The sequence below is a fragment of the Rhodococcus sp. 05-339-2 genome (assembly GCF_002258965.1).
Taxonomy (GTDB): Bacteria; Actinomycetota; Actinomycetes; order Mycobacteriales; family Mycobacteriaceae; genus Rhodococcoides.
This window is the reverse complement of the sequence record NZ_NOYW01000018.1, coordinates 763,253-785,479: the sequence shown is the minus strand read 5'-3', so window position 1 is coordinate 785,479 and position 22,227 is coordinate 763,253. Positions and strand designations below refer to the sequence as shown.

Below are 22,227 nucleotides of genomic sequence, written 5' to 3'. Positions count from 1 at the left end.
TGTGTGAGCCAGAAGAAGACATCCAGTACGAAACACACACCCGAGGCAACCTCGAACACGATGACCTACGTATTGGGCGGCATCGCATTCGTCGTAGTTGTGGTCGTCATCGGGGTGGCGATCATGTGGCAGAGCGGAAGCGACGCTCCACGCAACGACGGCTACGGAACGGTCAAGAATCCGGCGGTCGAATTGTCGTTGCCGGGTGACGGGGTGGTTCAGCTGTCGCGTCCGGAAGCGCAGCGAGTCATCGATGTCTTCGAGGATCCGATGTGCCCGTTCTGCGGCGACCTCGAAGTGAAACACGGCCAGGAGTTGGCTCAGAAAATCGACGACGGCATCGTCTCGGTGAATTACCACCTGGTCAATTTCCTGGATCCACAATCGGCGTCCGGTGACTATTCGACGCGTGCCGTTGCGGCGTCGCACTGCGTGGCAGCGACGGAGAACGCGCGGGTCTACTCCGCATTTCATGCCGGGCTGTTCGACCCGGAATTTCGCCCCGAAGAAGGAAGCGACTCCGACCGGACCGATGCCGAACTCGCAGAACTCGCTCGATCCGCAGGAGCGAGCGATCTGGCGGCGGACTGCATCTCCGCCGGTGCGCAGCGCGAGACGGCAGTGGCGGATGCGAACACAGGACGGGATGCGCTGGCGGCGTCGGGTGCCCGCGGAACACCAGGAGTCCTCGTCGACGGTCAGGTTGTCGATGCGCTCGGTGACTCGGAATGGCTGGCGTCGATCAACTGATCTCGGGCGTTCGTGCGGCCGGTCGTCGAGGATTCGGTACCGGCTGCACCAGGTGATTTGTTGCTGCTGCGACCGATGGTGTAACTTCGTTCGAGCAACCGCATGAGCGGGAGCACGCAGTAACTCGGGGCTATGGCGCAGCTGGTAGCGCACCACACTGGCAGTGTGGGGGTCAGGGGTTCGAGTCCCCTTAGCTCCACCGAGAATCAGAAAAGCGTCGCCCTAGGGCGACGCTTTTCGTGTTTCGGTGACACCGACCGCCGAGTCGGCATCCGGGCGTCGTGCCGGGATGCCGACTCGGCTGTCGTCAGCTCAGTGAGCGGCGTCGAATGCTTGCTCGACCTCGGCGGGGATTCTGCCGCGGGCCGAGATGTTGTGGCCGTTCGCCTTGGCCCATTCTCTGATGGCCTTGGTCTGATTGGCGTCGCGCTTGGCACCGGTTGCGGGGGCGCTCGACTTCTTCGTTCGCTTTCCACCGACCTTGGTGGAGTGCTCGATGTAATAGTCGAGTTTGCGGTGAAATTCCTTCGCGTTCTTGTCGCTCAGGTCGATTTCGTAGCTGACTCCGTTGACCGAATAGGTTATGTGTTCGCCACCGGATTCGATCGGTTTTTCGTCGATGTCATCGACAAGTTGCACATAGACTTTTCTGGCCATGCTGAAGCTCTCCAATGATGCAGGGGATGATGCGGGGATGTCCAGATCGAACTGATGCGACTATACGGCTGAACATTGTGTTCATCCATGCGGGTCGTAGGATTGTTACGCGTTTCGCAGAATTCCCACAGATATCGGCTCGCATCTTCTCCGAAACCGACGAGGTGATTGTCCGTGGCATTCTCTCGGCGATCGGTGTTCGTCGTTATCCGAGAGAAAGACGAACCGTCCGGTTCGAATTGGTAGTGCCATCCATTGGGTCGGTTCGAGTGCGATCGAGCGACGATCTGCCGGTACCACTCTGGATCCGTGGCCTCGGGCTACGAATCGGTCACGAAACGCAATCGTTTTACTAACGAAAGATCGCTCGATACTCGTCGATCGCGATATCTGCTTCACTTGATGCGCAAGTGTCTGTTGTGACGTGTGGAGTCCCGTGATGCGGTGACCCGTTCGGATCAGCGGTGTCCGAGGGGCCGAAAGGGGAGTTGCGCAGCGAGTACCACCGTTGCGCCAGACCATATGAAATCTGCACCGATGACCAGGTCGGCACTGACGGCGCTGATGTGCGCCGGAATTCTCGGTGCCGGGGTACTCGCGTCCGTACCGGCCAGTGCGACGCCGGCAGACGCGGCACCTGCCGCGAGTACGGAACTGTCCGGAAAGACGGTGTTCCTCGATCCGGGCCACCAGGGCACCGCACATTCGGAGAATCTGCAGCGGCAGGTGAACGACGGGCGCGGCGGCACCAAGGATTGTCAGACCACCGGCATGACCACCCTGGACGGCGTGCCCGAGCACACCATCAACTGGAAAGTGAGCGAACTCGTTCGATCGAGCCTGGAGAGTCTGGGTGCGACGGTGAAGACGAGTCGAGCAGACGACACCGGATGGGGCGGATGCGTCGACGACAGGGCGCGGGCGGCCAGCGAGTCCGGGGCCGACGTGGCCGTGAGTATCCACGCGGACTCCACGAGTACGACGACCGATGCCGACAAGCACGGTTTCCATCTGATCGTGCCCACGCTGCCGATTCCGAACGCGGCTGCCGACGCTGCCCAGTCCGAGGGCGGACGCTCGGCATCGACGCTGATGCGGGACTCCTATGTGCGGGCCGGATTCGAGCCTGCCAACTATGCGGGAGTCGAGAACGGGATACAGGAGCGATCCGATGTCGCCGGGCCCGCACTGACCACGGTGCCCCTCGTGTTCGTCGAGATGGGCAACGGATCGAACCCCGACGACGCAGCTCTTCTCGAGAGCTCGGACGGTCAGCTGAAGCATGCGATCGCCATCTCGACGGGAATCATCGACTACCTTCTCGGGGCCGAAACCCCGTCCCCGTCAGCAACTGCCGCTACCACGCCGGCGTCTGCCGCCACCACGCCGGCGGCTACCGCCACCACGACGCCCGCTACCCCTGACCCGACTGCGACGACCGGCACCGCCGCAACGGCACCCGGCGGCGTTGGCCCCACGGCCGAGGGACGCAGCGCGTTGTCCCGGTTGCTCGAGAGTGTGTCCCCGTACGTCGACTCGTTCGGCGTCGACGGCCTGGAAGGACTGGCGACCCCGGGCAACGTGAGCAGTGTGTCCACGTTCGCGCAAGGCCTGCTGAAGCAGATTCTCGCCGACCGGTAGTCTCGGACGCCGTGGCGCGTCGACGAATTCCGGTGGTGATAGTGGCCGGCTTTCTCGGCGCAGGTAAGACCACCCTCCTGAACCACCTGCTGCGCAACGATTCCGGCATCCGAATAGGTGTTGTGGTCAACGACTTCGGGGCGATCAACATCGATTCGATGCTCGTGGCCGGCCAGGTCGATTCGATGGTTTCCCTCGGCAACGGCTGTATCTGTTGCGCCGTCGACATCAGCGATATGGACGCGATGTTCGATGTCCTCGCACACCGCCGGTCCGCCATCGACGTGATCGTTGTCGAGGCCAGCGGTCTGGCCGAACCCAGAAACCTCATCAGGATGGTCCGCGGTAGCGAGAACGAATTCATCGTCTACGGCGGGCTCGTCGGGGTCGTCGACGCGGTCGAGTTCCCGCAGACGCGTGCGCGGCATCCCGAGATCGACCAGCACCTGCAACTGGCCGATCTGGTGGTGCTGAACAAGTCCGATGCGGTGACCGAGTCCGAACGCTCCGCGGTGCGCTCGACGGTGCAGGCCGTCGTCGCAGATGTGCCCGTCGTACCCGTTGCCTTCGGTCGCGTCGACCCGCTGCTGCTGTTCGATCGGCGCGAGGATCGGTCGGTGGATTCGGCAATGGCGGTGCAGCTGTCGTTCGACGAACTACTTCGGGAGAACCACGATCACGACCACGATCGTCACCTGCACGCGCAGTACTCGCACACCGAGTTCGTCAGTACGGATCCCGTCGAACCCCGGCGACTGATCGAGTTCCTGGAGAATCCTTCCGGAAACCTCTACCGCATCAAGGGATTCGTACACTTCGGCATCGCCGGCCACACCCAGAAGTTCGTCGTGCACACGGTGGGTCGACACATTCGATTCGAGGCCGCGTCGTGGTCGAGGGGTGAGCCCGTGCAGACCTCACTGGTGCTGATCGGTAGCGATCTCGATGCCTCGGCCGTCGAGCAGCGGTTGCGCGCGTGTGTGCGAGGACCGGACGACCCCGACGACGCCTCTGCCATGCTTCCGGTCCATCGCTACCTCGAGACCGGTTAGCTCGCTAGAGCCCGACCCACTCGGTGCGTCCGCCCTCGAATCCCTGACGCTTCCAGATCGGGACCTCGGCCTTGATGCGCTCGACGAGTCGCGCGCAGGCTTCGAATGCCTCGGCGCGATGAGCCGAGCCGACGGCAGCGACGAGTGCGAGGTCGCCGACCCGGAGATCGCCTACGCGGTGCACTGCGGCGACCGCCAATCCGGTCTCTGCCGATACCTCCGAGCAGCATCGGCTCAGGAAGCGTTCCGCGTCGGGGTGTGCGCGGTACTCCAGGGTCTCCACGGCATGTCCGCCGTCGTGGTCACGAACGATTCCGCTGAACAGCACGACCGCTCCGTGCCGCGAATCCTGTACCGCTGCTTCGACTTCGGCGGTACTCAACGGTTCACTGGAAATTCGTGCGACGAGTTCACTCATCGTGGGGGCCTCCTCCGGCGATCTGTGCCAGTACATGGTCGAGGAGCGGGTCGAGGACGGAGAGTCCGTCCTTCACACCGCCCGGTGAGCCCGGCAGGTTGACGACGAGCGTGCGTCCGATCAGACCCGAGACACCGCGGCTGAGCACCGCATGAGGCGTCGCGGATGTTCCGCGGGTGCGGATCGCATCCGCGATCCCCGGCATGTCGATGTCCAGGAGTGCGGCCGTCGCCTCCGGGGTCGCGTCGGTGGGGGACACCCCGGTTCCGCCCGTGCTGACGATCAACGACGGTTCGCCGCGCAGGGCGTCGTGCAGTCCGGCCGCGATGTCGGCATCGGCGTAGACCAGTGGGCCTCGCACGGCGAAGCCTCGATCGGTCAACCAGGTGGCGATGGCGGGGCCGGTGGTGTCCGGTCGAGTTCCGCGCGCGCCGCCGGTGGAGGCCACCAGAACGACTGCGGACCGTGCGGACTCGAACACGGGATCACCCGCAGCCTCGTCGGTGCCCTCCGCACCGTCCCGTTGCCAATGCCCGTGTTTGCCGCCGTCTTTCGTGAGCAACCGGACGCCGTTCATGGTGGCACCGGGATCGACGGCCTTGACCATGTCGTGCAGGGTCAGGCCCGCGACGGCGACCGCGGTCAGTGCTTCCATCTCCACCCCGGTGCGTCCGGTGGTGCGGGCGGTGGCCTCGACCGTGATGGACGACTCGGTGAACCCGAACGAGATCTTCACCGAGGAGAGGGCGAGCTGATGACACAGCGGAATCAGGTCCGATGTCCGCTTCGCTGCCGAGATGCCGGCGATGCGGGCAGTGGCGAGGACGTCGGCTTTGGGCATGTCGTCCGCGCGTACGAGGGCGATGACCTCGGCAGTGGTGACGAACTCACCGGCGGCGACGGCCGTGCGCGAGGTTTCCTTCTTGTGCGCCACATCGACCATGCGGGCGCGGCCCTGATCGTCGAGATGAGACAGCTGGGCATCGGTGGTCACAGCGGCCACACCTCCACGTCGGATCCTGCAGCGAGTTCGGTTGTCTCGGAATCGATGTCGATCAACACATCGGCCCATGCCAGTGCGGCGACCAGGTGCGAGCCGGGACCGGCGACGAGCTCCACCCGACCGTCCTCGCGCATTCGGCCACGGAGCAACTGTCGTCTACCGGGCGGTGACACGATCGATTCGTGCAGGGCCACAGTGGTCGAGAGCACCGGAGGCAGGCCGGCCGCTTTCCGAACGATGTTGCGCGCGAACATGATGTACGAGACGACGGTACTGACGGGATTGCCGGGAAAGCTGAGCACGGGAACACCGTCGAACAGCGTCATGCCCTGTGGTCCGCCCGGCTGCATGCGAACCGATCCGAAATTGCCGCCGAGCGGTCGGAGTACGTCCTTGACCACTTCGAAGTCGCCCATCGACACTCCGCCGGACGTGATGATCAGCTCCGCCGATTCCGCTGCCGCGTCGAGGATCTCGCGGAAGCGGCTCGGCTCGTCCGAGCTGCGCGCGACGGAGACCACCTCGGCACCGCTGGCGCGTAGGTGTGCGGCGAGGGTGATCCCGTTCGAGTCGTAGATCTGACCGGGCGTCAGCGTCGAGCCCGCGTCGACCAGCTCGGCACCGGTGGTCACGACGGCCACACGAGGACGTGAGCGGACGTCGAGCTCACCGAAGCCGACGGCAGCGAGAACGGAGATGTGACGGGGTTCGAGCACTCGACCCGACTCGACGAGGACTGTTCCGACCCGCACGTCGCTTCCCTGCTCGCGTACGAATTCACCTGCTGCGCGGCCCTTGTGGATCGTCACCGAACCTTCCGCCGTCACGGAGGTGTCTTCGACGGGGACGATGGCGTCCGCTCCGTCCGGAATGGGGGCACCGGTCATGATCTTGGCGGCACTGCCCGAGGCGAGCACTGCCGATTCCGTCGGGCCTGCGGCGATGATCGTCGAGACCGGAAGCGTCACCGGGGTGGTGGACACGGATCGCGAATCCACGGCATAGCCGTCCATCTGCGAGTTGCGGAACAGGGGCAGATCGACCGGGGACCGTACGTCCTCGAACGAGACGCGTCCCAGCGCGTTGTCGAGAGCAATTCGCTGAGCTGTTCTCGTGGTCAGCGCCGCGAGCAGAGTGTCGACCGCGGCGGCGTGTTCCTCGACCGATACAGCGGTCACCGTGCGGATCCAGTGATCGCGTGCGTGTGCTCAACCGTCATGGGTGCCAATCCTAAGCACGCCGGTCCGTCGACTCGGTGTGGGCTGCGGCATAATGGGTAGACACATATACGACAGACGTGATTTTCGACGGAGACGAGGTACGAGGTGACGGTGGACAGTGTCACCTCGCTGGGCATTCCCGGGTTCGGTACCACCACGGGTTCGGCTGCAGGCAGTGCGAACTCCGTGTCCGACCGGCCGGACGTGCCGCATCTGATCGATCGTTTCGGCCGAGTGGCCCGCGACCTGCGCGTCTCGATCACCGAGAAGTGCTCGTTGCGCTGCACCTACTGCATGCCAGAGGAAGGCCTTCCGGCGATCCCGGCTGCGGCGCTGCTGACACCCGCCGAGATTGCCCGAGTGGTCTCGGTGTCGGTACGCCTGCTCGGTATTCGGGACGTGCGCTTCACCGGAGGCGAGCCGTTGATGCGCCGCGATCTCGACGAGATTCTGCGGCTGTGCGCCGACGTCGCGGACGGTGTGCCGCTGTCGATGACCACCAACGCCGTCGGTCTCGAACATCGGGCACAGTCGTTGGCTGACGCCGGGTTGACCCGAGTGAACGTCTCGTTGGATTCGGTCGACCGCGAGGATTTCGCGCGCTTGACCCGACGAGATCGGCTGCCGTCGGTGCTCGCCGGAATCAGGGCAGCGCAGCGTGCCGGGATCGGGCCGGTCAAGGTCAACGCCGTTCTGATGCGCGACACCCTGTCGGGTGCCGTCGATCTGCTGCGCTGGTGCCTCGACGAAGGCGTTGCTCTGCGCTTCATCGAGCAGATGCCGCTCGACGCCGACCACGAGTGGGCCCGCGCCAACATGATCGATGCTCAGACCCTGCTCGACGAACTGTCCACCGAGTTCGACCTGCGTGAGGTGGGGCGCGTCGATCCCTCCGCCCCGGCCGAGGAATGGAGTGTCGACGGTACCGACGCCACCGTCGGCATCATCGCGTCGGTGACCCGCTCGTTCTGCGGTGATTGCGACCGCACCAGAGTGACTGCAGAGGGAACGATTCGGTCCTGTCTGTTCAGCGACGACGAAACCGATCTGCGGGCAGCTCTGCGCGGCGGTGCCACCGACGACGAACTGGCAGCCGTGTGGCGTGGGGCGATGTGGAACAAGTGGGCGGGTCACGGCATCGACGCCGACGGCTTCGTACCTCCCACCCGCAGCATGGGAGCCATCGGTGGGTGAGACCCAGGTGGAGGTGCGGTACTTCGCTGCAGCGGTCGACGCGTCGCACTGCGAGTCCGAGTACCTGACCGTACCGATCGGAGCCACTCTCGCAGATCTGCGGGAACTGATCCTGTCCCGGCACGGCGCGCCGATGGAGCCGATACTCAGGGTGTCGGCTTACCTGGTCGGAGACGATCTCACCCGCGATCTCGGGCGCGCGATCGGCGGCAGGGTCGACGTACTGCCGCCCTTCGCAGGCGGCTGAGCGCACGCGGTTCGCCGCGCCGCCACCGACAGGTGGCGGCGCAGAATTCAGCTGCTCCTCTTCCACCAATCGTCGAACGGCGTCACAGGCACCGTGCGCTTGTGCCGAGTTGCGAGGAACATCGTCTCCAGCTTGTCGGCGATCTCCTCGGTGACGTCCTTGCCCTCGAGGTAGTCGTCGATCTGTTCGTACGTCACGCCCAGCGCTTCCTCGTCGGGTAGAGCTGGTCGATCGTCTTCGAGATCGGCGGTGGGAATCTTGCGCCAGGTGCTCTCCGGGGCTCCCAGTTCGCGCAGCAGCGCTGCACCCTGACGTTTGCTCAACCCGGTGAGCGGAGTCAGATCGACCCCGCCGTCACCGAATTTGGTGAAGAACCCGGTGATCGCCTCGGCGGCGTGGTCGGTGCCGACGACGACGTAACCGAGTTCGCCGGCAAGGGCGTACTGCGCGACCATGCGCTGGCGCGCCTTGATGTTGCCGCGGACGAAATCTCGAATTTCGGTACCACCGAGTGCCTCCGCCGTCGCGGCCGCTGCGGCGTCGGCAGCGGCTTTGATGTTCACCGTCACCGTGCGGTCGGGATCGATGAATTTCAGCGCGATCGATGCGTCGTCCTCGTCGGCCTGCACGCCGTAGGGGAGTCGAACGGCGACGAACTCGGCCTCGTGTCCGTCGGCTCGGAGCTCCGTCGCTGCCTGTTGGGCGAGCTTGCCGGTGAGCGTGCTGTCCTGACCGCCACTGATGCCGAGTACGAAGCCCGAGGCCGGGGTCGACGTCAGGTAGTCCTTCAGGAAGTCCACGCGCCTGCGGACCTCCGTGATCGGGTCGATGGTCGACTGCACGGCCAGCTCGCGCATGATCCCCGAGCGCAATTCCGAGTTGATGTGTCCCATCACGTCATCCTAATGACGGGTGCCGGTGTGGTGCTTCGCGCCGTGCGTAGTGTCGACGGACGTGAGTGGATCCTCCGACACCTTCGTCAAGCGAAACCCGCACGCGCATCCCGATTTCTTCGCGGCCGAGGCCGCCGGGCTTCGGTGGCTCGGCGACGCGGCGGCCCCTGTCGTCGGAGTCCTCGGGCACGGCCGGACGTACATCGAACTCGAGCGGCTGATTGCGGCCCGCCCCACGCCGGGCGCAGCCGAACGATTCGGCCGCGCTCTGGCCGCGATGCATTCCGCTGGAGCCGCCGGGTTCGGTGCGCCACCGGTGGATGCCGACGGCGTCGCCTTCTCGGGTCAGCTGTTCATCGGTGCTCGGCCCATGACCAGCACAGTGCACACCTCATGGGGAGCGTTCTACGCCGCAGAACGAGTGTTGCCGTTTCTTTCGATCGCGCAGGACGCGGGCACTGTGACGCCCGGGGAGGCGGCGATCGTCGAGTCGGCGTGCCGACGTATCGCGGACGGCGACTTCGACGATGCAGAGCCGCCGAGCCGTATTCACGGTGATCTCTGGAACGGCAACGTGTTCTGGACCGACGCGGGAGTGGTGCTCATCGACCCGGCGGCGCACGGTGGGCACCGCGAGACCGATCTGGCGATGTTGGCGCTGTTCGGTTGCGCCCACCTCGACGCCGTCGTCGGCGGCTACGAGACGGTACGGCCGCTGCGATCCGGGTGGCGCGAGCGCACGGCTGTGCATCAGCTGCATCCACTCGCAGTTCATGCTGCCGGTCACGGCCGTTCCTACGGCACGGCGCTGCACGCGGCGGCTGCGGCCGTCGTCGGGCTGTGAGCGAGGGATCTACCGAGTGCGAGTTGCTCGGCGTACCAGATCTTCCCAGCCGTCGGCCAGGCGATCCATCGGCATCCCCAGATCTCGGTACTGGTGGAGTACCAGCGTGGCTTCGAGCGGTGTGAGCAGCCAGTACGCGAGCAATTCGAGATCCCCGTCCACCTCGGCTGCGCGGAGCAGCGACAGGACGTGGGTGAAGTTGACCATGTGCGCCGGGGCGGAGTACCGCGCGTCGTCGGCGCTCTCCGCGGCGCGCAGCACTTCCCCCTGGACGTTGACGAATTCGAGTCGAGCTCGGCCGAAGGCGACGAGACGATCGATGGGGTCGGCACCCGGACCCAGCGGGGGTTCGCCGAACATGAACGAGTGCTGCAGTTTCTTCTCGGTGTGGTCGAGCAGCGCGCGCATCAGCCCGGCCCGGTTCCCGAAGCGACGGAACACTGTGCCCTTGCCCACTCCGGCCTTGCTCGCCACGGCGTCCATGGTGATGGCATCGGCTCCGACGGTCGCCACCAGATCGGTTGCGGCGTCGAGGAGCAAGCGACGGTTGCGCGCTGCGTCGCACCGTTCGGATTCCTCGCCCGCTATGGGCAGCATCGGGCCGGTCACAGTGGAAGCCTACCTTGCCGGGAACATAAATGGACCACGGTCCGTTTGCATGGTAGGAATTGATCCGACGATCACGTCAACCGAACTTGCGAAGGAATAACCTCATGTCAGACGCTCATGTACTCGTTCTCGTCGGAAGCCTGCGCGCCGAGTCGGTGAACAAGCGAATCGCCGAGACTGCTGTCACAGTGGCTCCCGCCGGTGCAGAGGTAGTGGTGTACGACGGTCTCGGAGATGTCCCCTTCTACAACGAGGACATCGATGTCGAAGGATCGGCACCTGCAGCCGCTCTCGCTCTGCGGGCCGCTGCCGAGAAGGCTACGGCGTTGTTGTTGGTCACGCCCGAATACAACGGCACCATCCCGGCCGTGCTGAAGAACGCCATCGACTGGCTCTCGCGCCCGTACGGTGCGGGTGCCATGGTGGGCAAGCCGGTCGTCGTGATCAGCGCGTCGCCCAGCGGCAACGGAGCCAAGTGGGCGCACGAGGACGCCAGCAAGGCCGTACGCATCGCAGGCGGAACCGTCCTCGAGGACGTCCAGCTCTCCATCGGTGGAACCATCGACAAGTTCGGCTCGGCCCACCCGCGCGAGAACGTCGAGGTCTCAGGCGAGATCGGGCACGTCGTCGCCGAACTGGTGAAGGCCGCCGACGATCTCGTGAGTGCGTGACCATCTCACGGTTTCGATAATCGTTTTCATGTAGACTGGTTGCATGAAGGTGAGAAACTCGGTGAAATCGCTCAAGAACAAGCCCGGCGCACAGGTCGTTCGGCGCCGTGGCACGGTGTTCGTGATCAACAAGAAAGAACCGCGGTTCAAAGCGCGCCAGCGTTGACGATCGCGTGATCGACCGCGAAGGACCCTCGGAGACATCCGGGGGTCCTTCGTCGTGTCCGGGAGTGTCGGCGGCCGTCGGCACATGTCATGGTTCGGGCCGACTTTCGTTGTGATGGACAACACGTTGCCGGTGTGACGTGCGACACGCCGATATGGGTCGATTCTCGTGGCTCGGCAACGCCGTGACCAGCGAATACCACGGATGTTGTTCGCAACATCTCGTGTTCTAGGCAGATGTCGGACACTAGGTGTAGTGTTTGACCGACCGAGAGGCCACAACTCGAAGAACGTGCACAAACGGGTTCGAGCAGGTCGAAGTCGCCCTGAGCGGGAGATGTTCTCGGTGCCACACGCAGAGCACATCGGTCGCGTCGGTGCACCCGATGGCGACAACGGAAAGAGGGACACCATGAGCATCACCGTTTACACCAAGCCCGCCTGCGTTCAGTGCAATGCCACCTACCGCGCCCTCGACAAAGCCGGTATCGAGTACTCCGTGATCGACATCTCGCAGGATCCCGAAGCACGTGACTACGTCATGGCACTCGGTTACCTGCAGGCTCCGGTTGTCGTCGCGGGCGACGATCACTGGTCCGGCTTCCGTCCGGATCGCATCAAGACCCTCGCAGCGAACGCTGCTTGAACAGTACGAGAGAGTGAGTGAGCGGTGAGTTCGCAACCGCAGTCCTCCCACTCACTGGTCTACTTCTCCAGCGCGTCCGAGAACACCCATCGCTTCGTCTCGAAGCTGGACATTCCCGCGACACGAATCCCTCTGCGTGATCCGAACGGCACCTTTCGTGTCGACTCTCCCTACGTACTCATCGTGCCGACGTACGGGGGAGGGACCACGTACGCCGGCCGCGACACCAACTACGTCCCCAAGCGAGTGATCAAGTTTCTCAACGACGAGCACAACCGTTCGTTGATCCGAGCTGTCATCGCTGCCGGAAACACGAACTTCGGTGACTCGTTCTGCTTTGCGGGAGATGTCATTTCGCAGAAGTGCGCAGTTCCGTATCTGTACCGATTCGAATTGATGGGCACCCCCGAGGACGTAGTGCGGGTCCGCGAGGGGCTGGAGGACTTCTGGGAACGTGAAGTCCGACGCGCCGCCCACACGCACTAGAGCACCACACCCCACATACCCAGTAGGAGCATCGCCGTGGCACCGACCATCACCGACGCAGCACCCGTACCCACCACCGTCCGCGGCGACGGCGACATGGATTACCACGCGCTCAATGCGATGCTCAATCTGTACGGCCCCAACGGTGAGATCCAGTTCGAGAAGGATCGCGAGGCTGCCAATCAGTACTTCCTGCAGCACGTCAATCAGAACACCGTGTTCTTCCACGATCTGGACGAGAAGCTGGACTACCTCGTCGAGGAGAACTACTACGAGCCCGAGGTTCTGGATCAGTACTCTCGCGAGTTCGTCAAGTTCCTGATCAACCACGCGTACTCGAAGAAGTTTCGGTTCCCCACGTTCCTCGGGGCGTTCAAGTACTACACCTCGTACACGCTCAAGACGTTCGACGGCAAGCGTTACCTCGAGCGTTTCGAGGACCGGGTGTGCATGGTGGCGTTGACGCTGGCCGCCGGCGACGAGGCTCTGGCCACCGATCTGGTCGACGAAATCATCGCCGGCCGCTTCCAGCCCGCGACGCCGACCTTCCTCAACTCCGGCAAGAAGCAGCGCGGCGAGCCCGTATCCTGCTTCCTGCTGCGCATCGAGGACAACATGGAGTCCATCGGCCGCTCCATCAACTCCGCCCTGCAGCTGTCCAAGCGCGGCGGCGGAGTTGCGTTGCTGCTGAGCAATATTCGCGAGGCCGGCGCGCCCATCAAGCGCATCGAGAACCAGTCCTCGGGTGTCATTCCGATCATGAAGCTGCTCGAGGACTCGTTCTCGTACGCCAACCAGCTCGGTGCACGTCAGGGCGCAGGCGCGGTGTACCTGCACGCACACCATCCCGACGTCTACAAGTTCCTGGACACCAAGCGTGAGAATGCGGACGAGAAGATCCGCATCAAGACGCTCTCGCTCGGAATCGTCATCCCGGACATCACGTTCGAGCTGGCGAAGAAGAACGAGGACATGTACCTGTTCTCGCCGTACGACGTCGAGCGCATCTACGGTGTGCCCTTCGCCGACATCAACGTGTCGGAGAAGTACTACGAGATGGTCGACGACAAGCGGATCCGCAAGACCAAGATCAAGTCTCGCGAGTTCTTCCAGACTCTGGCCGAGCTGCAGTTCGAGTCCGGCTACCCGTACATCATGTACGAGGACACCGTCAATCGTGCGAACCCGGTCAAGGGCAAGATCACTCACTCCAACCTGTGCTCGGAGATCCTGCAGGTCTCGACGCCGTCGACGTTCAACGACGATCTCTCGTACAGCCATGTGGGCAAGGACATCTCGTGCAACCTGGGTTCGCTGAACATCGCCAAGACGATGGACTCGCCCGACTTCGGTAAGACCATCGCCGTGGCCATTCGTGGCCTCACCGCGGTGTCCGATCAGACGCACATCTTCTCTGTGCCGTCGATCGAGCAGGGCAACAACGATTCCCACGCGATCGGCCTCGGGCAGATGAATCTGCACGGCTACCTGGCGCGCGAGCGGATTCACTACGGCTCGACCGAGGGAATCGATTTCACGAACATCTACTTCTACACCGTGCTGTTCCACGCGCTTCAGGCGTCGAATCAGCTGGCGAAGGATCGCGGTCAGTACTTCAAGGGTTTCCCCGAGTCCAAGTACGCGTCGGGTGAATTCTTCGACAAGTACACCGACCAGGTCTGGGAGCCGGCCACGCCCAAGGTCGCGAAGTTGTTCGCCGACTCGGGCGTATCGGTTCCCACCCAGGCGGATTGGACGACGTTGAAGGCGTCGGTGCAGGAGTACGGCATCTACAACCAGAACCTGCAGGCCGTTCCGCCGACGGGCTCCATCTCGTACATCAACAACTCCACCTCGTCGATTCACCCGGTGGCGTCGAAGATCGAGATCCGCAAGGAAGGCAAGATCGGTCGCGTCTACTACCCGGCACCGTATCTCGACAACGACAACCTGGATTACTACCAGGATGCGTACGAGATCGGCTACGAGAAGATCATCGACACCTACGCTGCCGCAACACAACACGTCGATCAGGGCCTGTCGTTGACGCTGTTCTTCAAGGACACCGCCACCACTCGCGACATCAACCGCGCGCAGATCTACGCATGGCGCAAGGGCATCAAGACGCTGTACTACATCCGCCTCCGCCAGTTGGCTCTCGAAGGCACCGAGGTGGAGGGTTGCGTGTCCTGCATGCTGTAGCCGGCTCGGTCGGTAGTCCTGTGGCGAATACCGCGATCTCGCGGTCCGCTGCGGAGCATAATCGGGCATGGACACCGAGGCGGACGACGAGGTCGAATCCGATATCGACGTGAAGATTACTCGGAAGGATGCACGTCCTTCCGAGCAATTCTCGCGTGGTCGACACGCCCGTCGGCGCGTACCCCGCAGCGGATTGGGCGAATGGGATCCGGTCTCGCGTGGTCACGATGCGCTCGACACGGTGCTCGCGCAGAACATCATTCGGGTGCCGGAGCTGCTACCGATCCGATACGCGAGAATGTCCGCATCGCCGTGGACCTACTTCCGCGGTGCCGCGGCCGTGATGGCAGCCGACCTCGCGTCGACTCCGCACACCGGCGTCGAGGTCCAGCTGTGTGGCGATGCCCACGTGTTGAATTTCGGATTGTGGGCCACTCCCGAACGGAACCTGTACTTCGACCTCCGCGACTTCGACGAAACGCTGCCCGGCCCGTTCGAGTGGGACCTCAAACGGCTGGCGACCTCTCTCGTGGTTCTCGGGCGGGAGAACGGGGTCGATGCGCGACGCTCCGATCGGGCGGTATCGGCGATGACGGCTGCGTACTGCCGAAAGATGAGGACATACGCGAGCACGCCGGAGATCGACATCTGGTACGACCGCATCGACGTCGCCGGTCTGCTCGGTCACTTCTCCTCGGGCATCGCTCGACACGCAGAGAAACTCATCGAAACGAAAGCCGAGCGTCGTACCAGCCGTGGGGCGTCCCGCAAGTTCACCGAGACGAGGGACGGTCGTCGAAGGATTCGCGAGGACGCACCTTTTCGCACTCACGTCGGTGATTCCCAGATCGAGCTGGTGCAGGCGGTGATCGCCGGTTACAGCGAGTCGGTCGACGACCATATCTGGAGTCTGCTGACCAGGTTCCGGGTTCTCGACGTCGTGCGGCAGGTGGTCGGCGTCGGGAGCGTCGGAATGCGGGTGTATCTGGCGCTGCTCGAAGAACGTCGAACGAAGGATCCGTTCTTCCTGCAGATCAAGCAGGCAGGGCCGTCGGTGTTCGAGCAGTTTCTCGAACCGAGCCGGTACGACAATCACGGTGCCCGCGTGGTCAACGGGCAGCGAATGCTGCAGAGCGCGACCGACATGTTCGTGGGATGGACGGCAGTGGGGACCATGAACTTCTACGTTCGGCAGTTCCGTGACATGAAGGTCATTCCCGACGGCGAGATCATCGGGCCGTACCTCACCGAATTCGCCACCGCATGCGGTGAAGTTCTCGCGCGAGCGCATGCCCGCAGTGGTGACGCGGAGGCGATCGCCGACTACCTCGGCCGCGGAGACAACGTCGGTCGGGCGATGGCGAGGTTCGCCCATGCCTACGCCGATCAGAACGAGCGTGATCACGCGCAGTTGGTCGCTGCCGTCGAGGCCGGAACCGTCCCGTGCTCGGTGGGGTGGTGACCGACCGAAGCTGCCGTAGAGGTCATCCCTGCGGGCAACACTCCCGGCACACTTTGTAGTGCCTACCGGACTTGTCGGACACAACGGGTAGTGTTCGTATCAGCGGCTTTTCACGTAGCTCCGTCCCCGTCTCTCGCTCATCGACCTGTAGGTAGGCACCCATGGTAAAGCTCATCGATCGCGTCTCCGCGATCAACTGGAATCGGGTCCAGGACGACAAGGACTCCGAAGTGTGGGAGCGCCTCACCAGTAATTTCTGGCTGCCCGAGAAGGTGCCGGTGTCCAACGACATCCCGTCGTGGGCAACGCTGACCGCCGTCGAGAAGCAGTTGACGATGCGTGTATTCACCGGGTTGACACTGCTCGACACCATCCAGGGCACCGTCGGCGCTGTCAGCCTCATCCCGGATGCCATCACTCCCCACGAGGAAGCGGTGTACACCAACATCGCGTTCATGGAGTCGGTGCACGCCAAGAGCTACAGCTCCATCTTCTCCACCCTCAGCTCCACCCGCGACATCGACGATGCATTCCGCTGGTCCGAGGAGAACGTCAACCTCCAGCGCAAAGCCGAGATCGTCCTGAACTTCTACCACGGTGACGATCCGCTCAAGCGCAAGGTGGCGTCGACGCTGCTGGAGTCGTTCCTGTTCTACTCCGGCTTCTACCTGCCGATGTACTGGTCCTCGCGGGCCAAGCTCACCAACACCGCGGACCTGATCCGATTGATCATCCGCGACGAGGCCGTGCACGGGTACTACATCGGCTACAAGTACCAGAAGGGTCTCGAAAAGGTCAGCGAGGCGCAGCGCGAGGAACTCAAGAACTACACGTTCGAGTTGCTGTTCGAGTTGTACGACAACGAGGTCGAGTACACCCAGGACCTCTACGACGAGATCGGCCTGACCGAGGACGTCAAGAAGTTCCTGCGGTACAACGCCAACAAGGCACTGAACAATCTCGGCTACGAGGGCCTGTTCCCCAAGGACGAGACGGACGTCAACCCGGCGATCCTGTCGGCGCTCTCACCCAACGCCGACGAGAACCACGACTTCTTCTCCGGCTCGGGTTCCTCGTACGTCATCGGCAAGGCCGTCAACACCGAAGACGAGGACTGGGACTTCTAGAGATTCGCTCGCACGTCGGGCCGCTCACTCTTTCGGTGGGCGTCCCGGCGCGCGAATGTCCTGTGCATCCTTCGGCATTCGGCCCTGCTCGCTCAATGCTCGACGCAGTAGGAACTCGATCTGAGCGTTGGTGCTCCGGAGATCGTCGGAGGCCCAACGGGCGAGGGCGTCGTGCACCGTTGGGTCCAACCGCAGCAGAATCTTCTTACGTTCGACGGCCATGGCTCACTGATACAGCGATCCGGTGTTGACGACAGGTTGCGTGTCGCGGTCGCTGCACAGCACCACGAGCAGATTCGACACCATCGTGGCCTTGCGCTCCTCGTCGAGCTCGACGACGTGCTTCTCCTCCAGCTTCCCGAGCGCCATCTCCACCATTCCGACGGCACCTTCGACGATCTGCTGACGGGCCGCGATGACCGCCCCGGCCTGCTGACGTCGCAACATGGCCTGGGCGATCTCCGGGGCATAGGCCAGCCGGTTGATTCGTGTTTCGATCACCTCGACACCGGCCGAACGCACTCGTGCGTGCACCTCCTCCGACATGGCAGCGGTGATCTCGTCGGCGTTCTCCCGCAACGACATTCGTCCTTCGGCGTCGTACGGATAGCTGCCGGCGATGTGGCGGACGGCCGACTCGGTCTGGACGGCGACGAACTCCTCGTAATCGTCGACCTGGAACGATGCCAGTGCGGTGTCGGCAACCTGCCAGACGACGATGGCGGAGATCTCGATCGGATTGCCGTCGGCGTCGTTGACCTTCGATTGGCCGGTCTCGTGGTTGCGGATTCGCGTCGAAATGGCCCGGCGGTAGGTCAACGGATTGGTCCAACGCAGCCCCGGCGTCCGCAGGGTGCCGCTGTACGAACTCCCGAGCAGCTGAAGAACGCGAGCCTGATTCGGCTGCACCAGCGTCAGGCCCATGAGTGCGGGCAAGGAGAGGACGAACAGGACGACTCCGGTCACGACCAGCGCGACGACGGTGAACACGAGTCCGAGCGCGAACGCGGCGATTCCGCCGAGGAACAGCGCGAGACCGATGCCGAGCATCGACCAGCCGGGCAGATCCCAGCCCGGGCGCTCGGCGATGGTGGTGGTCGGGGTACCCGTCGGCTTCTCGGCGACGGTTGCAGGTGCGGACATGAGAACCTCCCTCTCGATGGTGATACTAAAGTGATATCACATTAAGCATCGACGAGCACGGAAATCGTGGGAACCGCTCACTGTCGTTCGGCGGGGGAGTCAGCGCCGGAACCACGCCGACGGCTCATCGGCGATGGCCTTCTCGATTCGCAATCGCGAAGTGGCCGTGAGGTTTTCCGGGAGCGCGTCGAGTGCGAACCAGGCGACGTCGAGATTCTCGTCGTCGGCCACGTGAGGAATGCCGCCGGTGTACCGAGCAAGAAACGTGATGTCGAGATACTGCGCGACGTCGCCGTTGGGGTACGTGATCGGCTCCGTCACGTCGACACTCGTCAGTCGCACGATCGTGGCGTCGACGCCGGTCTCCTCCCCGATCTCACGCAGGGCGGCCGGAGCAGGTTCCTCGCCGGGCTCGAGGATTCCGGAGACCACGGCCCAGGTGTTGTTGTCCGCGCGCAGAGTCAGCAGCACACGCCGGTCGTCGTCGAGGACGACCGCGCTGACACCGGACAACCACAGCGGCGACGTGCCGACGACGCTGCGCAGCGCCTGCACGAATTCGGGAATGGGCATCGCGTCAGGAGACGTAGGCGTTCAGCGACGCGGACAGATCGGCCAGAATCGCCCGAGCCGCGACGACCCCACTGCCGGACCACACCGTGTCGTTCACCGCGAACACACGACCGTCGGTGACCGAGCCCAGATCGTGCCACGCGTCGCTGTCCATCACCTCGCGGCCGAACGTCTCGCCGTCGGGGCCTGCGAATCGCACGTAGACGATGTCTCCCTCCACCGGCGAGAGATCGTTCGCCTCGACCGAGAAATCGGCGTCGCGCTGGCTCTGCGGTCGCGCGACCCCCACTTCGGCGAGCACCTGGCCGGCAAAGGAGTTCGGACCGTCCACTTCGATGGAGTCCGCGTCGAATCGAACGACGGACGCCTGGGTCTGGGTGGCGTCGATCTCGCGACCGACCCGCTCGGCATCCGCGGTGAACGACGCGAGTGCCTCGAATCCTGCCTGGCCGCGACCGAGCGCAGCCGCGGACTGCAAGAACGTGTCCTTCCACCCCTGTCCGGTCGCCGTGAAGACGGTCGGGGCGATGGCCGTCAGGTCGTCGTAGGTGTTCGATCCGAGAGAATCGGCAGCCAGGATCAGGTCGGGATCGAGGGCGGCGATGGCATCGATGTCGGGTGCACCCACCGGGCCGACGGACGGGACGGACGCCAATCCGGTGCCCAGATACAGCGGTTGATCGCCGTCACCGCGGAAATCGGGGTCGATCGTGGCCGCTCCGACGACCCGCTCCCAGATTCCGACCGCGCAGCTCGCGTCGAGGCCTGCGGCGTCGAGCACGACGATGCGCTGCGGGTCGGCCGGAATGGCGCTGATCCCCTCGGCATGTCCTACGGGTCGGGTGTCACCCTCGATTCCGGTCGGGTCGAGTGGTGCGAGCGCGGGGCACAGTCCCACGGTGTCCCGATTGTTCCCGACCACTCCGGCACCGGCGATGTTCGTGGTGGTGCGGATGATGGTGGATGCGTCGTCCTGCGCTTCGGAATCGGAGCAGCCGACCAGCGCCATGGCGGCGGCAAGGCACACGGCGGCGACGGCGCCCATCCTGCGCGGTGCACACGAACGGGGGAGTCGTGGGTGGAGTGGCAACGCGGGACTTCCTTCGACGGGTCGGGTGGTCTCACACAGTATCGGAAGGCGGCCGTCGCAGAACACTCGAACGGACGCCGTCGAGCGTCCGGAATCGGCGACGATCGAAGCGTTGTCGAATGCGTCCGAAAGGCCGACAGCGCAGGCAGATCGCGCGATGTGGGCGTGCTCGATCGGGGCCAATACGACACACGGTAGGACCGGTTCGGCAAGTGTCGGTCCGACGGTCTACGATTCGAGGAGCGCACGACTAGATGACGTCGCCTCGTGGTTCGAGGTCCGACGCGCAATCAGGAGGATCTGTGACTGCCCTAGCGCCTAGGCCCGCTCCCGCGGTGGATGCTGCTCGGCCGTTCCCGCCGCGGACGGGACCGAAGGGGTCGTTCCTGCACAAAGCGGTGACGACCACCGATCCCAAGGTGTTGGGAATCATGTACATCGCGACATCGTTCGCGTTCTTCCTGATCGGTGGACTCATGGCGCTGCTGATGCGCGCCGAGTTGGCCATTCCAGGAATGCAGTTCCTGTCCAACGAGCAGTACAACCAGCTCTTCACCATGCACGGCACCATCATGCTGTTGCTGTACGCGACGCCGATCGTCTTCGGATTCGCCAACTACATCCTTCCGCTGCAAATCGGCGCTCCCGACGTCGCGTTCCCGCGGTTGAACGCGTTCTCGTACTGGCTCTACCTGTTCGGTGCGTTGATCGCCACGGCCGGATTCATCACCCCCGGCGGTGCTGCCGACTTCGGGTGGACCGCGTACACCCCGCTCACCTCGGCTCTGCACTCGCCCGGCGTCGGTGCGGACCTGTGGATCATGGGCCTGGCCGTCGGCGGTCTCGGCACCATCCTCGGTGGCGTCAACATGATCACCACCGTGATCTGCCTGCGTGCTCCCGGTATGACGATGTTCCGCATGCCGATCTTCACCTGGAACATCCTGGTGACGTCCATCCTGATCCTGCTGGCATTCCCCCTGCTGACGGCTGCGTTGCTCGGGCTGGCGGCCGACCGACATCTGGGGGCGCATCTGTTCGACCCGGCGACCGGCGGAGTGCTGTTGTGGCAGCACCTGTTCTGGTTCTTCGGTCACCCCGAGGTGTACATCATCGCGCTGCCGTTCTTCGGAATCGTCTCCGAGGTGTTCCCCGTCTTCTCGCGTAAGCCGATCTTCGGCTACTCGGGTCTGATCTACGCGACTATCGCCATCGCCGCCCTCTCCATCGCGGTGTGGGCGCACCACATGTACGCCACGGGCGCGGTGTTGCTGCCGTTCTTCTCCTTCATGACGTTCCTGATCGCGGTGCCGACGGGTGTGAAGATCTTCAACTGGGTCGGCACGATGTGGCGAGGCCAGGTGACTCTGGAAACCCCGATGCTGTTCTCGATCGGGTTCCTGATCACCTTCGTCTTCGGCGGACTCACCGGTGTTCTGCTGGCGTCGCCGCCCATCGACTTCCAGGTCACCGACACGTACTTCGTGGTCGCCCACTTCCACTACGTGGTGTTCGGCACCGTGGTGTTCGCAACGTACGCCGGCATCTACTTCTGGTTCCCGAAGATGACGGGCCGGATGATGGACGAGGCGCTGGGCAAGTGGCACTTCTGGCTGACGTTCTTCGGATTCCACGCCACGTTCCTGGTGCAGCACTGGCTCGGAAACGAGGGCATGCCGCGTCGCTACGCCGATTACCTGCCCTCGGACGGGTTCACCGAGTTGAACGTCATCTCCACGATCGGTGCCTTCATCCTGGGTGCCTCGACACTGCCGTTCGTGTGGAACGTGTTCAAGTCCTACCGATACGGCGAGGTCGTCACGGTTGACGATCCGTGGGGCTACGGAAACTCGTTGGAGTGGGCCACCTCGTGCCCGCCGCCGCGACACAACTTCACCGAACTGCCTCGGATCCGTTCCGAGCGTCCGGCGTTCGAGTTGCACTACCCGCACATGGTCGAACGGATGCGCGCGGAAGCGCACGTCGGGCCGGGAGCGCACGGTGGTAAGACCACCGCCGTCCTCGAACAGGCCCGCCGGGCTCCGATCGCCACCAGCGATCACGAAGGATCCGGAGACCCGGACCCCAAGTAGTCCACAGCACAGCGAGAGCCCCTCCCGGCTACCGGGTGGGG

24 protein-coding genes and 1 tRNA gene are annotated in these 22,227 nt (G+C 63.9%); 15 read left to right on the top strand and 10 right to left on the bottom strand.

The window, feature by feature from the left end; translation table 11 throughout:
• Window positions 1–3 precede the first annotated feature (3 nt).
• Window positions 4–750: a DsbA family protein gene (locus CH273_RS21410; RefSeq protein WP_032397710.1), complete on the top strand. Its 747-nt coding sequence runs from the start codon at window positions 4–6 to the stop codon at window positions 748–750.
• A gap of 126 nt (window positions 751–876) precedes the next feature.
• A tRNA-Ala gene (locus tag CH273_RS21405) sits at window positions 877–949 on the top strand.
• A 113-nt stretch (window positions 950–1,062) separates the two neighbouring features.
• Here CH273_RS21405 and CH273_RS21400 read toward each other — a convergent pair.
• The gene (locus CH273_RS21400; RefSeq protein WP_032398327.1) at window positions 1,063–1,407 is read right to left on the bottom strand and encodes a histone-like nucleoid-structuring protein Lsr2; all 345 of its coding nucleotides are present in this window, start codon (window positions 1,405–1,407) and stop codon (window positions 1,063–1,065) included.
• 537 nt (window positions 1,408–1,944) lie between these two features.
• Here CH273_RS21400 and CH273_RS21390 point away from each other — a divergent pair.
• Window positions 1,945–3,048 carry an N-acetylmuramoyl-L-alanine amidase gene (locus CH273_RS21390; RefSeq protein WP_032398328.1) on the top strand — a complete coding sequence of 368 codons (1,104 nt, stop codon included), beginning with the start codon at window positions 1,945–1,947 and terminating at the stop codon, window positions 3,046–3,048.
• Window positions 3,049–3,059: 11 nt separating this feature from the next.
• Window positions 3,060–4,100, top strand: coding sequence for a CobW family GTP-binding protein (locus CH273_RS21385; RefSeq protein ID WP_032397712.1), 1,041 nt, complete (start codon window positions 3,060–3,062; stop codon window positions 4,098–4,100).
• Window positions 4,101–4,104: 4 nt separating this feature from the next.
• On the opposite strand, the gene CH273_RS21380 is transcribed toward CH273_RS21385, so the two are convergent.
• The 3 genes from CH273_RS21380 to CH273_RS21370 are packed head-to-tail and all read right to left on the bottom strand — an operon-like array spanning window position 4,105 to window position 6,699.
• On the bottom strand, window positions 4,105–4,518 hold the full coding sequence (locus tag CH273_RS21380; RefSeq protein WP_032397713.1) for a molybdenum cofactor biosynthesis protein MoaE: 414 nt from the start codon (window positions 4,516–4,518) through the stop codon (window positions 4,105–4,107).
• Window positions 4,511–5,512: a bifunctional molybdenum cofactor biosynthesis protein MoaC/MoaB gene (moaCB, locus tag CH273_RS21375; protein WP_032398329.1), complete on the bottom strand. Its 1,002-nt coding sequence runs from the start codon at window positions 5,510–5,512 to the stop codon at window positions 4,511–4,513. Before moaCB ends, CH273_RS21380 begins: the two co-directional genes overlap by 8 nt.
• A complete protein-coding gene (locus tag CH273_RS21370) occupies window positions 5,509–6,699 on the bottom strand; it encodes a molybdopterin molybdotransferase MoeA (protein ID WP_032397714.1) in 1,191 nt (396 codons plus the stop codon). The genes moaCB and CH273_RS21370 overlap by 4 nt, the downstream gene beginning before the upstream one ends.
• Before the next feature lie 177 nt (window positions 6,700–6,876).
• Between CH273_RS21370 and moaA the strand changes: the two genes are divergently transcribed.
• Both moaA and CH273_RS21360 read left to right on the top strand, forming a co-directional pair.
• On the top strand, window positions 6,877–7,935 hold the full coding sequence (gene moaA, locus CH273_RS21365; RefSeq protein WP_045199932.1) for a GTP 3',8-cyclase MoaA: 1,059 nt from the start codon (window positions 6,877–6,879) through the stop codon (window positions 7,933–7,935).
• Window positions 7,928–8,182, top strand: a complete 255-nt coding sequence (locus CH273_RS21360; RefSeq protein WP_032397716.1) for a MoaD/ThiS family protein — start codon at window positions 7,928–7,930, stop codon at window positions 8,180–8,182. Before moaA ends, CH273_RS21360 begins: the two co-directional genes overlap by 8 nt.
• Window positions 8,183–8,229: 47 nt before the next feature.
• On the opposite strand, the gene nadE is transcribed toward CH273_RS21360, so the two are convergent.
• Window positions 8,230–9,075 (bottom strand): ammonia-dependent NAD(+) synthetase, encoded by an 846-nt coding sequence (nadE, locus tag CH273_RS21355; protein ID WP_032397717.1) that lies wholly within the window; start codon window positions 9,073–9,075, stop codon window positions 8,230–8,232.
• Between the two features lie 61 nt (window positions 9,076–9,136).
• On the opposite strand from nadE, the gene CH273_RS21350 reads away from it, so the two are divergent.
• Window positions 9,137–9,919, top strand: a complete 783-nt coding sequence (locus CH273_RS21350; RefSeq protein WP_032397718.1) for a fructosamine kinase family protein — start codon at window positions 9,137–9,139, stop codon at window positions 9,917–9,919.
• 9 nt (window positions 9,920–9,928) lie between these two features.
• Here the strand turns inward: CH273_RS21350 and CH273_RS21345 are convergent, their stop codons facing one another.
• The gene (locus CH273_RS21345) at window positions 9,929–10,528 is read right to left on the bottom strand and encodes a TetR/AcrR family transcriptional regulator (RefSeq protein WP_032397719.1); all 600 of its coding nucleotides are present in this window, start codon (window positions 10,526–10,528) and stop codon (window positions 9,929–9,931) included.
• Window positions 10,529–10,632: 104 nt separating this feature from the next.
• Between CH273_RS21345 and CH273_RS21340 the strand changes: the two genes are divergently transcribed.
• The 7 genes from CH273_RS21340 to nrdF all read left to right on the top strand — a co-directional run bounded on the left by CH273_RS21340 (window position 10,633) and on the right by nrdF (window position 17,287).
• Window positions 10,633–11,199 carry an NAD(P)H-dependent oxidoreductase gene (locus tag CH273_RS21340; RefSeq protein ID WP_032397720.1) on the top strand — a complete coding sequence of 189 codons (567 nt, stop codon included), beginning with the start codon at window positions 10,633–10,635 and terminating at the stop codon, window positions 11,197–11,199.
• A 43-nt stretch (window positions 11,200–11,242) separates the two neighbouring features.
• On the top strand, window positions 11,243–11,365 hold the full coding sequence (ykgO, locus tag CH273_RS21335) for a type B 50S ribosomal protein L36 (RefSeq protein WP_032397721.1): 123 nt from the start codon (window positions 11,243–11,245) through the stop codon (window positions 11,363–11,365).
• A 411-nt stretch (window positions 11,366–11,776) separates the two neighbouring features.
• Complete coding sequence (locus tag CH273_RS21330; RefSeq protein WP_032398330.1) at window positions 11,777–12,010, top strand: redoxin NrdH; 234 nt, start codon at window positions 11,777–11,779, stop codon at window positions 12,008–12,010.
• 24 nt (window positions 12,011–12,034) lie between these two features.
• Complete coding sequence (gene nrdI / locus CH273_RS21325; protein ID WP_032397722.1) at window positions 12,035–12,496, top strand: class Ib ribonucleoside-diphosphate reductase assembly flavoprotein NrdI; 462 nt, start codon at window positions 12,035–12,037, stop codon at window positions 12,494–12,496.
• Window positions 12,497–12,532: 36 nt separating this feature from the next.
• Entirely contained in the window at window positions 12,533–14,698 is a 2,166-nt protein-coding gene (gene nrdE / locus CH273_RS21320; protein WP_032397723.1) for a class 1b ribonucleoside-diphosphate reductase subunit alpha, read from the top strand.
• A 67-nt stretch (window positions 14,699–14,765) separates the two neighbouring features.
• Complete coding sequence (locus CH273_RS21315; RefSeq protein WP_082322649.1) at window positions 14,766–16,160, top strand: DUF2252 domain-containing protein; 1,395 nt, start codon at window positions 14,766–14,768, stop codon at window positions 16,158–16,160.
• A gap of 161 nt (window positions 16,161–16,321) precedes the next feature.
• The gene (gene nrdF, locus CH273_RS21310) at window positions 16,322–17,287 is read left to right on the top strand and encodes a class 1b ribonucleoside-diphosphate reductase subunit beta (RefSeq protein ID WP_008717549.1); all 966 of its coding nucleotides are present in this window, start codon (window positions 16,322–16,324) and stop codon (window positions 17,285–17,287) included.
• A gap of 24 nt (window positions 17,288–17,311) precedes the next feature.
• Here the strand turns inward: nrdF and CH273_RS21305 are convergent, their stop codons facing one another.
• The 4 genes from CH273_RS21305 to CH273_RS21290 all read right to left on the bottom strand — a co-directional run bounded on the left by CH273_RS21305 (window position 17,312) and on the right by CH273_RS21290 (window position 20,048).
• A complete protein-coding gene (locus tag CH273_RS21305; RefSeq protein WP_032397724.1) occupies window positions 17,312–17,509 on the bottom strand; it encodes a type II toxin-antitoxin system antitoxin in 198 nt (65 codons plus the stop codon).
• 3 nt (window positions 17,510–17,512) lie between these two features.
• Entirely contained in the window at window positions 17,513–18,430 is a 918-nt protein-coding gene (locus CH273_RS21300) for an SPFH domain-containing protein (RefSeq protein ID WP_032397725.1), read from the bottom strand.
• A gap of 99 nt (window positions 18,431–18,529) precedes the next feature.
• Window positions 18,530–19,003 (bottom strand): NUDIX hydrolase, encoded by a 474-nt coding sequence (locus tag CH273_RS21295; protein ID WP_032397726.1) that lies wholly within the window; start codon window positions 19,001–19,003, stop codon window positions 18,530–18,532.
• Between the two features lie 4 nt (window positions 19,004–19,007).
• Window positions 19,008–20,048, bottom strand: coding sequence for an ABC transporter substrate-binding protein (locus CH273_RS21290; protein WP_032398332.1), 1,041 nt, complete (start codon window positions 20,046–20,048; stop codon window positions 19,008–19,010).
• 347 nt (window positions 20,049–20,395) lie between these two features.
• Here CH273_RS21290 and ctaD point away from each other — a divergent pair, with 347 nt between their 5' ends.
• Window positions 20,396–22,186 (top strand): aa3-type cytochrome oxidase subunit I, encoded by a 1,791-nt coding sequence (gene ctaD, locus CH273_RS21285; protein ID WP_032397727.1) that lies wholly within the window; start codon window positions 20,396–20,398, stop codon window positions 22,184–22,186.
• The last annotated feature ends 41 nt before the right edge of the window (window positions 22,187–22,227 follow it).